Origin of the sequence: Clostridium sp. CM74B_53, from assembly GCF_036318045.1 — a bacterium.
Taxonomy (GTDB): domain Bacteria; phylum Bacillota; class Clostridia; order Lachnospirales; family Lachnospiraceae; genus Pilosibacter.
The window spans coordinates 49,690-65,251 of sequence record NZ_JAWQDE010000010.1 but is presented as its reverse complement, the minus strand read 5'-3'; the positions used below and the strand labels follow the sequence as shown (position 1 = coordinate 65,251).

Annotated in this window: 14 protein-coding genes; 3 read left to right on the top strand and 11 right to left on the bottom strand. The window is 47.2% G+C overall.

Going from position 1 to position 15,562, the window contains the following annotated elements; genetic code table 11:
* The first annotated feature begins 246 nt into the window (after nt 1–246).
* On the top strand, nt 247–2,079 hold the full coding sequence (locus V2546_RS09955) for a DUF885 domain-containing protein (RefSeq protein ID WP_118532196.1): 1,833 nt from the start codon (nt 247–249) through the stop codon (nt 2,077–2,079).
* Nucleotides 2,080–2,151: 72 nt separating this feature from the next.
* Here the strand turns inward: V2546_RS09955 and V2546_RS09950 are convergent, their stop codons facing one another.
* From V2546_RS09950 to V2546_RS09925, 6 genes are all read right to left on the bottom strand, one after another.
* On the bottom strand, nt 2,152–2,508 hold the full coding sequence (locus tag V2546_RS09950) for a DUF1667 domain-containing protein (protein WP_118298240.1): 357 nt from the start codon (nt 2,506–2,508) through the stop codon (nt 2,152–2,154).
* 16 nt (nt 2,509–2,524) lie between these two features.
* A complete protein-coding gene (locus V2546_RS09945) occupies nt 2,525–3,781 on the bottom strand; it encodes an NAD(P)/FAD-dependent oxidoreductase (protein ID WP_118532194.1) in 1,257 nt (418 codons plus the stop codon).
* Nucleotides 3,782–3,792: 11 nt separating this feature from the next.
* Nucleotides 3,793–5,229 carry an NAD(P)/FAD-dependent oxidoreductase gene (locus V2546_RS09940; protein ID WP_118298242.1) on the bottom strand — a complete coding sequence of 479 codons (1,437 nt, stop codon included), beginning with the start codon at nt 5,227–5,229 and terminating at the stop codon, nt 3,793–3,795.
* A gap of 22 nt (nt 5,230–5,251) precedes the next feature.
* Nucleotides 5,252–6,778, bottom strand: coding sequence for a glycerol kinase GlpK (gene glpK, locus V2546_RS09935; protein WP_329752222.1), 1,527 nt, complete (start codon nt 6,776–6,778; stop codon nt 5,252–5,254).
* Between the two features lie 380 nt (nt 6,779–7,158).
* On the bottom strand, nt 7,159–7,929 hold the full coding sequence (locus V2546_RS09930; protein ID WP_243016132.1) for a DeoR/GlpR family DNA-binding transcription regulator: 771 nt from the start codon (nt 7,927–7,929) through the stop codon (nt 7,159–7,161).
* A complete protein-coding gene (locus V2546_RS09925; RefSeq protein WP_118532188.1) occupies nt 7,910–8,758 on the bottom strand; it encodes a helix-turn-helix domain-containing protein in 849 nt (282 codons plus the stop codon). The genes V2546_RS09930 and V2546_RS09925 overlap by 20 nt, the downstream gene beginning before the upstream one ends.
* Before the next feature lie 260 nt (nt 8,759–9,018).
* Between V2546_RS09925 and V2546_RS09920 the strand changes: the two genes are divergently transcribed.
* Nucleotides 9,019–9,741 (top strand): cysteine hydrolase family protein, encoded by a 723-nt coding sequence (locus tag V2546_RS09920; protein ID WP_118532186.1) that lies wholly within the window; start codon nt 9,019–9,021, stop codon nt 9,739–9,741.
* A gap of 114 nt (nt 9,742–9,855) precedes the next feature.
* Here V2546_RS09920 and ggt read toward each other — a convergent pair whose 3' ends face one another.
* Together ggt and V2546_RS09910 are read right to left on the bottom strand one after the other, a co-directional pair.
* Nucleotides 9,856–11,601: a gamma-glutamyltransferase gene (gene ggt, locus V2546_RS09915; RefSeq protein ID WP_329752221.1), complete on the bottom strand. Its 1,746-nt coding sequence runs from the start codon at nt 11,599–11,601 to the stop codon at nt 9,856–9,858.
* Nucleotides 11,602–11,686: 85 nt separating this feature from the next.
* Nucleotides 11,687–13,063 (bottom strand): sodium:solute symporter family protein, encoded by a 1,377-nt coding sequence (locus V2546_RS09910; RefSeq protein ID WP_329752220.1) that lies wholly within the window; start codon nt 13,061–13,063, stop codon nt 11,687–11,689.
* A 232-nt stretch (nt 13,064–13,295) separates the two neighbouring features.
* Here V2546_RS09910 and V2546_RS09905 point away from each other — a divergent pair, with 232 nt between their 5' ends.
* On the top strand, nt 13,296–13,817 hold the full coding sequence (locus V2546_RS09905; RefSeq protein ID WP_118532180.1) for a nitroreductase family protein: 522 nt from the start codon (nt 13,296–13,298) through the stop codon (nt 13,815–13,817).
* Nucleotides 13,818–13,951: 134 nt separating this feature from the next.
* Here the strand turns inward: V2546_RS09905 and V2546_RS09900 are convergent, their stop codons facing one another.
* The 3 genes from V2546_RS09900 to V2546_RS09890 form a co-directional block, all read right to left on the bottom strand.
* Entirely contained in the window at nt 13,952–14,116 is a 165-nt protein-coding gene (locus V2546_RS09900) for a hypothetical protein (protein ID WP_329752219.1), read from the bottom strand.
* 203 nt (nt 14,117–14,319) lie between these two features.
* Complete coding sequence (locus V2546_RS09895) at nt 14,320–14,781, bottom strand: MarR family winged helix-turn-helix transcriptional regulator (protein WP_346011198.1); 462 nt, start codon at nt 14,779–14,781, stop codon at nt 14,320–14,322.
* Between the two features lie 229 nt (nt 14,782–15,010).
* Nucleotides 15,011–15,544: a spore maturation protein gene (locus V2546_RS09890; RefSeq protein WP_118532174.1), complete on the bottom strand. Its 534-nt coding sequence runs from the start codon at nt 15,542–15,544 to the stop codon at nt 15,011–15,013.
* Nucleotides 15,545–15,562 lie beyond the last annotated feature (18 nt).

Below are 15,562 nucleotides of genomic sequence, written 5' to 3'. Positions count from 1 at the left end.
CTGCTGGGTCTTCCATCCGCAGACGCTGGTGCCAAATGTGCATTTTGTTCTTGGGTGTCGCACATTTGTCTTTCTGTCGCGATACTACTCAGTATATCCTCTTCCGCGCTTCTTTTCAACCTTGAAAAGAAAAGTTCCTGTATTTGTAAGTAAAAAAAGTTCTGTATTCCCTCATCTGATTCATATATTGAACCAGTCAGCTTCCGTATTGATCCTATTGGCAGCTGCATCCGGGAGGTTCTTTTTATGAAATGGAAACACATTTGGGCAGCTGCTCTGGCACTCTTTTTCCTGTTCATTCTCACTGCCTGCGGAAATGAGCGGATTTTCTCTGCCAGTCCGGCGGAGACCGGGGAATCTTACTCTTCCAATGACTTTTCATCCGGCAATCCCGCTACTTCTGAAAAAGCTTTAAAGCTCCAGGCAGATTTCGACTCATTCTGCTCTGACCTCTTTCACACCGAGATGGAGTCTTCCAGCACTCTGGATCTCCACTACACGCTGCTCCACCCGGAAAATTACGGAATTGATGCGGGGGATGCCTCCCTTGGCACTTACCGCCTGTCCGAGCTCATCACAAATCACCATGACCTCCATGATCTCCGAAAAAAACTCAACGACTTTGATCCTGGCTCCTTATCAGCAGACCAGCAGATCCTTTACGATTCCCTTTCCGCGATGACTGATACTTCTCTGATGGCGGAAGGTCTCGAGCTCTACGAACAGCCGCTTGCCCCCACCATCGGGATCCAGGCGCAGCTCCCGATCCTGCTGTCGGAGTATTCTTTCCATTCTATCCAGGATGTCGAAGACTATCTCTCTCTGCTTTCCCAGCTCGACTCCTATTACGGTGATATTCTTTTCTTTGAGCAGCAAAAATCTGATGCCGGACTCGGTCTGTCCGACGCTTCGATCGACCGGATCATCGAATCCTGTGAAAGTTATCTCATTGACCCGGAAGACAATTTCCTGACGGAGACCTTTGAAAGCCGCCTGAAATTTCTGGAACATGAGATCACTCTGACAGAACAGCAGAAAACTGACTTTCGTTCCCGTCATCTTGACATGATCAAAAACGCGTTTTTGCCCGCTTATCGCCATCTGATCGACGGGCTTTCAAGCTTAAAAGGGCGCGGGATCAACGAAAGCGGTCTCGCCGGATTCCGGGACGGAAAGCAGTACTATGAATATCTTGTAAGATCAGGTCCCGGTCTCTCCTATCGTACGATCGAAGAGTTGAAAACTGCGCTGTCTTACCGGATGCAGAAAGACCTGGAGACGATCTCCTCTTTTTCCAAAACTGCCGCTTCCGATCTCACTTTTTCCTGTACACAGCCTGACCAGATCCTTACAGATCTTCAGGATCAGATGAATTCTGACTTTCCGGCGCTGTCTGATGCTGCCAGGCAGTACGAGATCCGCTATGTCCCGGCCCAGCTGGAAGCGGCGTTGAGTCCTGCATTTTATCTCACCGCACCGCTCGATGATCCCGCTCAGAATGTGATCTATATCAATAACGGCAGTACCGGCGCAGAGGATGAACTTTATCCCACGCTCGCCCATGAAGGTTTCCCCGGACATCTCTACCAGACAGTCTATTTCCGGGAACATGCGAAACATCCACTATCCGCCCTGCTGACCTGTTCCGGCGCAGCGGAAGGCTGGGCGACTTACGTGGAAAATCTGGCCTGGTCCTATGATAATGGTGTTTCCACAGAAACCAGCGCCTATCATGCCGCCATGCGGTCCTTTTCGCTCTGTTTTCACTCCCTTTTGGACATCGGGATCAACTACGACGGCTGGTCCAAAGATCAGGCCGCCGCGTTTATTCGCACCTGTTTTGACGCAGACGATGATCTGGTAGAAGAGCTCTGGCAGACAATGATTGACAGTCCCACGAACTATCTCGAATACGCTGGGGGATATGTGGAGATCATGGAAATGCGGGAAGAGGCGGAAAAAGCACTCGGGAACCGGTTCTCCGCAAAAGAATTTCACAGATTTCTTCTCGATCTCGGACCCATGCCGTTTTCTGTCATCAGGAAATATTTCAGACTATGGCTTGAGAAGAATGCATGAAAAAACGGCTGTCCGGAGAATCCTTTTATCATTCTCCGGAGCAGCCGTCTCACTTTTCCTTATATATTTTTCCTAGCCGACGCTGTCAGATGCCACGATATTGACACCGCAGCCGCAGATGTTCTCAACGATCACATCATATCTCTTCACCGGTGCTTTCACATCCACTGCTTTTAACACTTTCATACAGTCCGCAAGCAGCTCCTTCGGAACCGGTTTTTCGGAGCGTACCGGAAGAAGCGGCTGATCTGCGCCCTCTAATTTCACAGTGCTTGTGAGGATCCTTACCGGATGTGCAAATTCCTGCTTCCCGTACTCCTCTCCACGCTTACATGTATATCCAGTGATCGAATCCACCCGGTCGCCTTCGCCTGTTACAGTGATATGACATCCCATCGGGCAGACAGTACAGATAATCTCTTTCTCCATCTTGTCTCCATCCTTCCTATTTCACTACTTCTACCGTTACGTCATCTCCGGTGATTTCAGCTGTTTTTACTTCTACATGGCACATCTCACCAGGATTTACACGCTTCGCCTTCTTCTCAGAGAGTACCTTATCTCCGCTCTTTACACGGATCACAACATCCAGTTCCGGATGAAGGACACGGAAGAACAGACGGACGGTCTCATTTTCTTCACCGATCTTTACACGCTGCGGGCAGAGATAGCGGACATTTTCACCTGTCACAGACGGAACCTCACGGTTTGCCTCCGGGAGTTTGTGCATCGCATAACGGGCTGCAGATGCACCTGCATTCATACTCTCAACGGTTACATTGTCAACAAGATCGTTTACATGAACAACATTTCCACATGCAAATACGTTATCCCAGGATGTCTGCATATACTGGTTTACTTCCGGTCCATTTGTGATACGGGAGATCTTCACATCAGCACCGCGGCTCAGTTCATTCTCCGGGATCAGACCAACTGACAGAAGCAGCGTGTCACACGGAATAAACTCTTCTGTTTCCGGGATCGGTTTTTTATCCTTATCAACCTGTGCGATATAAACTCCCTCTACTCTCTCGTTTCCGACAATTCTTGTCACCGTATGAGAAAGTTTTAACGGAATTCCAAAATCATCCAGGCACTGAACTTTATTTCTCGTCAAACCTGCAAGGAAGTCCATCAGCTCCACAACAGCGATGACATGGGCACCTTCCAGTGTCATTCTTCTCGCCATGATCATTCCGATATCACCGGAACCGAGGATCACGATATTCTTTCCAACTACAGCGTTCTGGCGGTTAACAAGACGCTGTGCAGCACCTGCTGTGTAAACGCCTGCCGGTCTTGTTCCCGGGATCATGATGCCCGCACGTGTTCTCTCACGGCATCCCATCGCAAGAACGATGCTTCCGGCTTTTACCTTTGTCATTCCGTATTCGGAGTTTACACAGATCACTGCGCTCTCTTCCGGAATAACCTCCAGCACCATGGAATTTAATAATACTTCCGCGCCAAGTGCCAGCGCCTCTTCTTTGAAATGTCCCGCATACTCCGGACCTGTCAGCTCTTTATGGAAATAAGTAAGTCCGAATCCCGGATGGATACACTGCTGTAAGATGCCACCCAGTTTTTCATCTCTTTCGATGATCAGGACTTTCTCCGCTCCTTCTTTTTTTGCTGCCACAGCGGCAGATAAGCCTGCCGGGCCTCCTCCTACAATTACCACATCAGTCTGAATCTCGTACATAGTATCCTCCCCTATCTCGTTTTCCCGGCAACCATATAGGAACCCGCATTGTTTTTATTGACTTCTTCCACCGGAATACCTAGTTCTCTTGCTAAGATCTCGATGACCTTTGGTCCGCAGAAACCGCCCTGACAACGACCCATTCCTGCTCTTACACGGCGTTTTACCGCATCTACGCTTCTTGCACCCAGCGGTCTGTGGATCGCATCCAGGATTTCTCCTTCTGTGATCGTCTCACAGCGGCAGATGACTCTTCCATACGCCGGATTTTCCTTTACGATCTCATCCTGTTCTTCACGGCTCAGTTCATGGAAACGGACGATTCCTTTTCTCGTTGAGATGAAGTTCTCCTTAAATACCATCGGTGCGCCCATCTCTCTCATAACATCCGCAACATATACACCCATCGCTACGGAGAGTGTAAGACCTGTGGAGCGAACGCCTGACAGGTTGATATAACCCTTTAAGTCGTCATATGTATCAACATGAAGTCCTTCCGGATTTCTGTTCGGGCGCAAACCGCTGTACTGGGTGATGCTGTCGCGGACATTGACGTTCGGGATCAGGTTCTTTACATCCTTTAAGATGCTGTCGAGACCTTCTTTTGTCACGGACTTATCCGTCTTATTATCAAGATCCTCAGCAGTCGGTCCCACTAACATATTTCCATGAATGGTCGGACACATTAATTTTCCTTTTGTGATCTTGGTCGGGATCGGAAGTACGATCTCATTTACCTTACAGCTTGTGTTCTTATCAAGAATATAGAACTGGCCTCTTCTTGCAACGACTTTGTAATCAGCCTTTCCTACCATTGCAGCGATCTCATCGCAGTAGAGAGCCGCTGCGTTGATGACATATTTTGTCTCGATCGTCTCACCTGTCGTTACAACCTCACTTACAGCTCCATCTTTTACCTTGATATCGGTCACTTTTGTATTTAAAAGGAAATGAACACCATTTGCATTTGCATTTTCTGCCAGAGCCTGCACAAGGATAAACGGATCGATGATACTCTCTCTCGGAATATAGAGTCCGCCTTTGACCTCCGGATTCAGGTTCGGCTCCATCTCAAGAAGTTCTTCCGCTGTCTTATACTGAACATCGTAAACACGGTTCATAAATGCTTTGTGCTTGATCTCCGGGAGTTTTTCGTACTGTTCTTCCGTGATCGCCGGAAGGATCGCTCCGACTCTCTTAAACGGGATATCAAGATCCCTGGTGAGCTGATCATACATCGGGTTTGCCGCTACAACAAGCTGGGATTCCAGTGTTCCCGGTGACGCATCGTATCCGGTATGGATGATCGCGCTGTTGGACTTTGATGCATCGCCGCCAACATCTTCATTTTTCTCTACTACGGTTACATCCAGCTGATATCTGGATAACTCACGGGCGATCGCACATCCGACTGCACCTGCACCAATAATTACCACATCTGTTTTCATATTTCCTCTCCTTCACCTTTATTCAATCAAATTCTCCGGTCAGTTCCGGTCCATCTGTCTCTTCTTCCTCGACCCATTCCTTCGCTCTGGCGACTGCCCGATGCCACATCCGCATCTTTTTCTCCCGCTCTTTTTCACTCATTTTCGGATAATAACGTTTTTTGAGCTTCCAGTTCGCTTCGATCTCATCAAGGTCTTTAAATAATCCAGATGCATACGCTGCCATATAGGCAACTCCCAGTGCAGTTGTCTCGGAGATTTCCGGCACATCCACCGGAATTCCAAGAATATCCGCCTGAAACTGCATCAGAAATTCATTTGCTGTAATTCCGCCGTCCACACGCATCGCACGGATCCTGATGCCGGAATCCATCTCCATCAGATCAAGAATATCTCTTACCTGATAAGCGATGCTCTCCAGGGCAGCCCGGACCACATGAGCCCGCTCAGTTCCTGGTGTGATCCCGATCAGCATTCCTCTCGCGTATGGATCCCAGTACGGCGCTGCAAGTCCGGTGAGCGCCGGTACAAAACAGACACCGGCTGTATCCGGAACCGATTCCGCGAGTTCTCCCGTCTCCTTCGCATCGGAAATAAGATGCATCTTGTCCTTCATCCATGTGATGACGGAACCTGCAACATAGATTCCTCCGTCCAGAGCGAATACCATGTCTTTTCCATGCATTTTCCAGCCGACGCATGTAAGAAGTCCTGTATTGGAATAAACCGGTGTTTTTCCTGTGTTCATCAGCATGAAGCATCCGGTTCCATATGTCGTTTTGACCATTCCCTCGCTCAGACAGGCCTGTCCAAACAGGGCCGCCTGCTGGTCCACCATATTTCCGGAAATCAGGATCTTTCCTTCTTTTCCGTCACACCCCCGCAGTGTGGCATATCCATATTTTTCTGTGCTGTTTCGGATCTCCGGAAGAATGCTCTTCGGAATTTCCAAAAGCTCCAGCAATTCGTGATCCCATTCATTCGTATGGATATTGAAAAGTGCGGTCCTTGATGCCGTCGAATAATCGGTAGCAAAGACTTTTCGGTCAGTGAGATTCCAGATAAACCAGGAATCGGTCGGTCCTGCCAACAGTCTTCCTTCCATCGCAGCTTCCTTCGCGCCTTCCACATTGTCAAGGATCCATTTGATCTTTGTCGCGCCAAAATACGCATCTGCATGAAGTCCTGTCTTCTGGCGGATCATATACCGGATATCTTCTTCCAGCTCTTCGATCCATGTTGCAGTCCTTCGATCCTGCCAGACGATTGCCGGATAAAGCGGTTCGCCTGTCACTTTATCCCAGACGACAACCGTCTCTCCCTGATTGTCGATTCCCATGCATTCGACCTGTTCAGCTGTCACATGGGCTTTTTCCATCACCTCTTCTGCCGCCTCTTTTATTTGCGCCAGGATTTCTTTCGGATCGTGTTCCACCCAGCCCGGCTGCGGATAATATTGTTTATGTTCTTTATGTGACGAAGCGGTCAGATTCCAGTCTTCATCCAGCAGGAGTACCGTTGTCCCGGTCGTTCCCTGATCAACTCCCATAAAGTATTTCCTGCTCAACGGTTCCCCTCACTTCCTTCCTGATACGCAGAATCATTTTCTGTTTTTTTATTGTGTTTACAATATCACACAGATTTAGAGAATTATATTCATGATTTTTATAAAAATTGCTCGTGTGTTTGTGCTATTTTGCACATAAAATTTGTGATTTTTATGCAATCACACATAATCGCAACTTTCCAGTGTCTTCTTCCGCTTTCTCTGTCTTTTCCTTCCGGCTGATTCCGTAAATCCACCTGTCCGGCAAATCCTTCTGTATCTGATCATGCCTCTCAGAAATATGGAAAAAGGGACTTCCACAGCCCACCATGGCTGCTCAGTCCCCTTTGCCTTTTTTCTGAAATCCAACATATTTTGTTCTTTCACGCAAGATACACTTTCATTCCCTTTGCCTTCAGTCTCCCGATCAGATTTTTATCCGCCTGCCGATCCGTCACGAGCGCATCGATCTGTTCCAGGCTGCACACCTGATTCATCGCCGTCACTCCAAATTTACTGTGATCCGCAAGTGCGATCACCTTCTGCGTCCGGCTGACCCCGATCCTGCGAAATGGAGTTTCCTCCACATGGTAATCTGTAATTCCAAATTTTTCCGTCAATCCGCCGACTCCGAGAAAAATCTTGTCCGTCTGGAAATAGCGCATATTTTCATCTGCAATGTTTCCGGATACGGAGAGTTCATTCTTGCGCACTTCTCCGCCGACCATGATCACCCGGATATTTTCATCCACTGATAAATCCAGTGCGATCGGGATCGAATTTGTGATCACAGTGAGGCGTCTCTTTTTTCCAACCAGAGCACGCGCAAATTCCCGCGTCGTCGTTCCAAGGTCGATCGCGATCACTTCTCCATCCTCTACAAGATCAACGGCTCTCTGACCGATCGCTTTTTTTTCTTCATAGTGCTCCAGCTGGCGTTTCTCGATCTTCGGTTCCACTCCGCGTTTTTTTCTTAAGATCGCTCCTCCATATACACGGTCGACAAGTCCTCGTTTCTCCAGATATTCCAGATCTCTTCGGATCGTCTCCATGGACACACCATATTGCTCCACCAGCTCATTGGCCTTTACCATTCCGTCACGATTCAAAAGGGCTATAATCTTTTCCCGTCTGTCATACAGCACATTTCTCACCTTCCTTCTCCGTCTGCAGCCACTTCTGATATTGTCCCGGACACACTCCCGTCATACGGCGGAACACACTCCCGAAGTGCGACTGATCATAAAACTGCATCTGGTAGGTAAGATCTGTCAATGACAGATCCGGCTTTTCCGCGATCGTCTGAATCGCATTCTGAAGGCAGATCTGAAGATTCAGCTGTTTCGGTGTGACTCCCACATTGCTGACAACTGCCTTCTGGATCGTCCTTGCACAGAATCCATACTCCTGTTCCAGTTCCTTCATTCGGATAACTTTTCTGTATTTCATCAGGTAATTTACGATCGAACTGGCCAGCTCCTTATCTGTTTCACGAATATCGGATTTTTTTCGGACACATTCCTGCAGGAATTTTGAGATCACCTCGCAGTGTTCCTGCCCATTGTCCACAGAATTTACTTCTTCTATAAACGGAACTGCCCAGGGAAATACATCGGTAAGCAGAAGTCCTTCAGCCGGAATATCTGCCGACGGAAGTCCGGTCAGTTTTGAGAAACTCGCCGGTGAGAACTGCAGCTGTGCACTTTCTTTGATCCCATACTGCGGCAGGATCTTCTTCTCCGGAAGCACCCCGTAAAGGTATGCTTTTGCTTCTTTTTCCTGCACGGAAAACATGATCCCGATCTGCCCAACACCTGGAATACAGTCCAGTCCTTCCGTCCCTTCGTTCATACCGTAACGAATGATCCGTACCGTCTCATCTTCGATCCGGAGATACGTGTCTGTGCGTTTTCGTGTGATATCCCAAAAGGGCTGTTTTGTAAAAAAGCGATCAGTCGCTTTCAAAATTTCTGATTGCGTCATGGCACGTCCCTCCTTCTTTATTTCAAACGTCTGCGGATGGATCTTTTTTCTTATTTAATAATTTAACACAAAATTCTTTTTATTGTATATTAGCGTAATAAACAAAGTTCAGTCTTAGTTTTTTGTTATTTTACGAAATTATTGTGTTTTTTCTAACATCGCACAAAATCACACATTTATTTGCATTCTATTTCAGTTGCCCGGCTCTTTTCTTTCTGCTATAATTTTTTTCATAAGATATAGACAGGAGATATATGCCGATGAAAACAAATGAAAAATTTCTCTCATTTTATTACCGCAACATGAAAGAAATCCCGGATATCCATCTGGATCTGAAAAAAACAGCTCTTCTGATCGTGGATATGCAGAAACATTTCATCGCAAAAGACGGCTACGATGCACTGCAGTGTAAGGAAGCCGGAGAGTGGGATGAATGGGAATGGTTTTACGATCACGTAGAAAAGGTGGTCATCCCGAATAACAAACGCCTTCTGGATTGCTGCCGGAAAAACGGAGTTGAAGTAACCTACGGGCGGATCGCGAGTCTGAAAAAAGACGGCTCTGACCGTTCCCGTGTCCAGAGCACCGTTGGCTGGAACGATATTTACGTCTATGTAGGCGACGACAGTGCAAAAATGGTCGATGAGCTTACCCCTCTCGAAGACGAGATCGTTGTAAATAAGACCACAGACAGCGTCAGCCTTGGAACAAACTACACACAGATCCTCCACAATATGGGGATCGATACCGTGATCGTCACCGGTGTAGTGACCGACCAGTGTGTGGCCTCCACGATCCGCGTTCTCGCTGATCAGGGCTTCCGTGTGATTTGTCCGGAAGATTCCTGTGCAGCCGCTACCCAGGAGCTCCATGAAGCCGAATTACGGATCATGAACGTCATTTACTGTACTGTTCTGAGCACGAATGAGACGATCCAGCTGATCGAAGAAGCTGCAGCACAAGGAACGCCAGCTATCGACTGATCCATTCATCTGTTCCGCTTCTCTGCATAACACAACATAGCACCGGCAACTGGAGATTCCCTCCAGTTTGCCGGTGTTTTTTACCTGAAATAAAATTTTCTGGTCTTCTTTTTCTTATTTCGTTAATTTCTCATCAATAAAGCACAGACCATCGATCGCCATCGTTCCGGACGCCGTCAGTGCACCGCCGCCGCCGTCAACGCGGCTTGTTCCTCCTGGGAAGAAAGTACCATCAATATTACGGATACCATTCGGCATAACGAGAAGTTCTCCAAAATCGGTAGTATTCTTGATGATATGTCCTTTTGCCGCCAGAAGCTTGATCGTATCCGGTGAGAAACCTTCCTCAAGCTCAAGTCCCTGATTTAATGTCAGACAGCACATATGCGGATGTTTTACTGCAGAATCCATCATCATGCCGTAATCCAGGTTGTTGATAATGAGCTGCAGGGTACTTGTAATGATACGCGGACCACCAGCTGCGCCAACGGATAATACCGGTTTTCCGTCTTTCATGACGATTGTTGGGGACATACTGGATAACGGAGTTTTTCCTGGACGGATCGCATTTGCCATTCCATATGCCAGTCCCTGTGTGGTACGGACACCTGCTTTTGCACTGAAGTCTGCCATTGCGTTGTTCATAATGAATCCTCTTCCCGGGATCACAACGCCCGATCCCCACCAGTTACGGATCGTCTGTGTCTGGGAGATCACATTTCCATATTTATCCATTACCGTAAAGTTAGATGTGCAGCCGCGGTACTCTTTTGCCTCGATCCCGTCCGTTGGGGCATATTCTTTTGCATGATCCATATCGATCTTTGCAGCCAGCTCTTTCGCATACTCTTTCGAGAGCAGTTTATCAACCTTTACGTCAACGAAGTCCGGATCACCCATTGCCACGGATCGATCAGCAAACATCATCTTCATGGTCTCTGCAATTACATGAGTACTGTCAGCAGAATGGAATCCCATTCCTTTTAAATCGAAGTTTTCCAGAATATTTAACATCTGGATGATATGGGTTCCGCCTGAAGACGGCGGTGCCATGGAGATGATATCATATCCACGATAATTTCCGCGAACCGGGATCCGTTCCTTCGGCTTGCAGTTTATGAGATCTTCCTTGCAGAAGAGTCCTTTATTTTTGTTGATATGCTCTACCATCTCGTCTGCGATCGGTCCATTATAGAACCAGTCCACACCATTCTTCGCAACGCCTTCCATGGTGTCTGCCAGGTCCGGATTTTTAATGATCTCACCAAACTGACGCGGCTTTCCATGATTCAGATAAAGCTCCTCAAAACCTTCATATTCTGCTTTATTGTGCTCTGCCTCCGGGGTATCCGTGATCCTGGCGTACGCGAAGCCGCATGCAAAGCCATCACGGCAAAGCTTGATCGCAGGCGTTGAAACCTGTTCCCATGTCATCGTGCCGTGTTTCTTCAGCAAATTATCCATTGCGCGATAGAACGACGGTACCGATACAGATCTTCCGGAATATTCGGTAAGGTTCAGATCTACATCACCGTTCTCATCCAGCATCATATCCTGGTATGCATTCTTCGGAGCAATTCCCCGGGCATCCACGCAGTAGAACTCATTTGTATTTTTATCATAGAATGTATGGAAGCATCCGCCGCCAATTCCACAATGGTACGGTTCCACAACGCCGAGAACAAGAGACACTGCAACTGCTGCATCAAAGGCATTTCCGCCCTGTTTCATGATCTCAAGACCAGCCTGTGTCGCATATGGGCTGTTCGAGCTGACCGCGCCTTCTGTTCCCGATACATGCGGTTTATACATCGCGATCGTATCATCAACGGTCCTTCCAAGATAAGGTCTGTTCGGCATATCAAAATCCTCCTTTTTCTGTCATTTCGCTGCGTTTTACAGATCTTCTTTCTGTAAAACGCAGCTCATATCTTCCAAGTTTCTGTTATGCTGTCTTTTCAGCAGGAGAAGTTGCCAGTGTAACAATAATACCAACGACATAGCTGACAACGATCGTCGGATATACAACGTTTAATGTTCCGTTTAATCCAAGCACTACCCATGCAATCGCGGTTACGATACCTGCGATAACGCTTGCGAACGATGCTTTCGCGTTCACTCTCTTCCAGAAAAGTCCTACAACTACAGAATAGCTGAACGGAGAAGTTACACAGTATGTAAGTGTTAAGAACATATTTGTCATCTGTGCGGACGGAATGAAGAAACCAACTAACAGAGAAACATACGCAACTGCGATCGTTCCGAAACGGGAAACCTTGAGGATCTGATGGTCATCCGCACTCTTGTTGATCTGTTTCTTGTAGATATTGGTAAGGATCGTACCGGTTGCCATCATCATGGTAGCCATTGTCGCAGCAATGATCATCGTGCAGACTGCAAAGATGATACCTGCCATGACCGGTGTGTTCATATCACGGATTGCCCATGCGAATGCTGTTACGCCGTCACCGAGACCGTCATTTGCTGCGCGCGCCATCATACCAACGATTGCTGTCAGGATACAGATCGGAGCTGCAAGAATATAACCGATGATGCAGCCTGCGCATGCTGTCTTGTCGTCTTTCGCTGCTAACATCGGCTGAAGAGCGGACTGAAGAACTACAGAGCTTAAGAGACCGCCGACTGCCCACGCGATGATCTGCTGGGTCGGCATTGCGCTTAACTTGTCATAACCTTCCGGAAGTGATGCGATCAGTCCGGAATATCCGCCGAAATCTCCAATGTGTGTTCCCACAAAGAAAATAAGAAGTACATATGTTGCGATACAAACGACACGACCGATTGCTGCAGAACCTTTCATTCCTGCGAATCCAGTATAGATTGCTGCGATCGTAACACCGATAAACATCGCAAGACCGGTATTTAATCCCGGAAGAACGATCTGGATGATCGATGAGATCGTCTTTAACTGGATCGGAATATAGATGATTCCGAAAATGATCCATACGTAGGACTGAAGTCTTGCAACGCCCGGCGAGAAGCGGGATTCCAGATAATCCGGAAGCGCCTCTGTCTTTAAGTTTTTACGAAGCGGACCAGCCAGAAGTCCTAAGAAAAGGATGTAGACGCCGCTTGCGATCGAGTACCAGCATCCCGCGATACCCATCGTATAACCATTCTGTGCGGCACCAACAACGCTCATGCCTCCGATCTGCCATGCACCTAACATCGCGCCAACCGCAAATGCACTCATTGACCGGTCACTGCCGGACCACTGATTTGCATGTGCGATTTTTGTTCCTGCATAGATTCCGACAGCAATGATCAGAATAAAAGTCACGATCCATGTAGCAATTAACATACAATTACCCCTTTCTGTTTGGAAATTTATTATTATGGGCATATGATATCACCAGTAGTGAAAATGTGATAGGAAAAATCGGAATTGATATTTAATTTTGTTTATTATTTCTATTTTTTCTTTCAATTTTCTCTTAAGGTCTCTGGAGTTTTGACGACTAATATGATAAAATAAATCGGTATATGTTTCCCGAAACTTTTTACATTCTGATTTTGACAGGAGGAACATCTCAATGAACGAAGTCATGAACAATATCCTTACAAGAAGAAGCATCCGTAAATTCACCGACACTCCAATCTCCAGAGAGATCCTTGATGATCTGGTACAGGCAGCTCTCCACGCGCCGAGCGGTATGGGAAAACAGACCTGGAAATTTACGGTGGTGACAAATAAGAATGCCATCAAACGTCTGGCTGAGGCGATCAAAACCACATTAAACCGCCCGGGATATGATCTGTACTGCCCGGCTGCCATCATCATACCGTCCAATCTGCGCGACAGTAACTGGGGAAAAGAAGATGATGCCTGCGCTCTCGAAAATATCTTTTTAGCTGCCAATTCCTACGGAGTCGGCTCTGTCTGGATCAACCAGCTCCAGAATATCTGCGATACTCCGGCAATCCGTGACATCTTAAATGATTTTGGTGTTCCAGCCAATCATGTAGTCTATGGGATGGCTGCGTTAGGCTATCCGGATCCGGATACTGTGATCCAGCCGAAAGAGCGGATCGGAAAAGTTGCCTATATCGAATAATCGAAAGCTTTCCGGCGCTGCTGTTTACCGCGGTACCAGTCTTTATACACATACAGTTACAGACACATAAATACCTGGTCAGAGTGAAGCGATCCATCTCTGCCAGGTATTTTTATCCGGATCTTTGTGCTGATCTACTCTACGTATCCCGCATTCCAGAAGTAGAGTCCGCTGTAATTTAAGCCTTTTACATGATCATTCCATGCATAATTTGCAATATAATGACCAAAGTTGAGAACTGCCAGATACTGCCAGGAATATTCCTGAACTTTATCCCATGCTGCTTTCGCATCGTCCATATTTGTGGAGGTATTCATGGCATTTAAATATTGTTTTTATCAACTTTGCTTAATATTTTTAAGTTATATTTATATATACTTTACTTTTTTAATTCAACTTTTTATTGCTTTCTCTCTGCTATCACGACAGTCGCTAAGGTCTCGCGCAAATTAAAAATACGCACCTGACTTCTCGCTGAAACAGCGATCGTGCAGTGCGCATTTTATTCCCGTCCTGTTTTGTTCTCTTCTTCCTTATCCCGAAACCAGTTGTCCAGCTTCGTGAGTCCACGGATCAGGATCTTTTTCTCATCCTCGTCAAATTCATCCAGGATCGAGGTGATCATTTCTTTATGGAATCTCGCATGGTGGATAAACGCTTTCTTTCCCTTATCCGAAAGCGAGATATATACGACCCTGCGGTCTTCCTCCCCGCGTTCCCTCTTCACATACCCTTTTTTTACCAGGCTGTTCATCGCGATCGTCAGGGTGCCTACCGTGACAGAGAGTTCTTTTGCGATCGATGACATGTTTTTCGGTGTTCCCATACCGATGGCCTCGATCACATGCATATCATTGTTTGTTATATCCTGGAACTCCTGGGTGATGATCGCCTTCTCCTCAACGTCCATGATGCTGCGGAACAGTCTCACCAGGATCTCGTTCAATACTTTATAATCGTCCAACCGTGGAATCCTCTTCCTCTCTGGGCTGTCCAACCGCAATATCCGATCTTCCTGACGCCCCGGATCTTTTGTTTTTTACGGCTTTTATTATAAACGATTCCAATTCACGACACAACCGATTTTCTCCGGTTTTCCGCTTTTTCTGTGAAAATACACTACAGTACACGGACGCCCCACCGCCGGGCTGTAACAAGATTATGCCGATGCTTCGCATTCCGCCCCGGCTGTATCAGGTATGGAATAATTGCCCCGTCAAAAAGATACTTGCAGCGATCCCAGCCGCTGTTGCAGCAAGAGCTCCAGGCAATGTCCAGCGTGTCTTTCGGATATGTGCAGACATAAAATACACACTCATGGTATAAAACACTGTCTCCGTACACCCCATCATGATAGAAACCATATTTCCGACCAGAGAATCCGGCCCATATTCTTTAAAGATGTCAAGGATCAGACCAACGGCTGCAGAGCTGGATACGATCCTCACCAGAATGATCGGGATTACCGGAACAGGGATATGGCAGAGTGCGGCGGGAATCTTCAGAAGTTCCGATACTGCTTCAAGAATCCCCGAAGCTCTTAAAACTCCCACCGCTGTCATCAGTCCGATCAGAGTCGGAAGTACATCCGCCACAGTGTGCATTCCTTCCTTTGCGCCATCCAGAAAATCATCGAACACCGGTCGTTTTGCAAGGATTCCGGAACCGACGATATAAAATACCGTGAGCGGTACCATAAACTCTGAAAGAAAGATCAGAATATCCATATTTCTTTCCGCCCGATC

Bases quoted from the DNA above. Each gene is read 5' to 3' on its own strand.
- V2546_RS09955 (WP_118532196.1), top strand. From the start codon at position 247: ATGAAATGGAAACACATTTGGGCAGCTGCTCTGGCACTCTTTTTCCTG.
- V2546_RS09950 (WP_118298240.1), bottom strand. From the start codon at position 2,508: ATGGAGAAAGAGATTATCTGTACTGTCTGCCCGATGGGATGTCATATC.
- V2546_RS09945 (WP_118532194.1), bottom strand. From the start codon at position 3,781: ATGTACGAGATTCAGACTGATGTGGTAATTGTAGGAGGAGGCCCGGCA.
- V2546_RS09940 (WP_118298242.1), bottom strand. From the start codon at position 5,229: ATGAAAACAGATGTGGTAATTATTGGTGCAGGTGCAGTCGGATGTGCG.
- glpK (WP_329752222.1), bottom strand. From the start codon at position 6,778: ATGGGAGTTGATCAGGGAACGACCGGGACAACGGTACTCCTGCTGGAT.
- V2546_RS09925 (WP_118532188.1), bottom strand. From the start codon at position 8,758: ATGACGCAATCAGAAATTTTGAAAGCGACTGATCGCTTTTTTACAAAA.
- V2546_RS09920 (WP_118532186.1), top strand. From the start codon at position 9,019: ATGAAAACAAATGAAAAATTTCTCTCATTTTATTACCGCAACATGAAA.
- ggt (WP_329752221.1), bottom strand. From the start codon at position 11,601: ATGCCGAACAGACCTTATCTTGGAAGGACCGTTGATGATACGATCGCG.
- V2546_RS09910 (WP_329752220.1), bottom strand. From the start codon at position 13,063: ATGTTAATTGCTACATGGATCGTGACTTTTATTCTGATCATTGCTGTC.
- V2546_RS09905 (WP_118532180.1), top strand. From the start codon at position 13,296: ATGAACGAAGTCATGAACAATATCCTTACAAGAAGAAGCATCCGTAAA.
- V2546_RS09900 (WP_329752219.1), bottom strand. From the start codon at position 14,116: ATGGACGATGCGAAAGCAGCATGGGATAAAGTTCAGGAATATTCCTGG.
- V2546_RS09890 (WP_118532174.1), bottom strand. From the start codon at position 15,544: ATGGATATTCTGATCTTTCTTTCAGAGTTTATGGTACCGCTCACGGTA.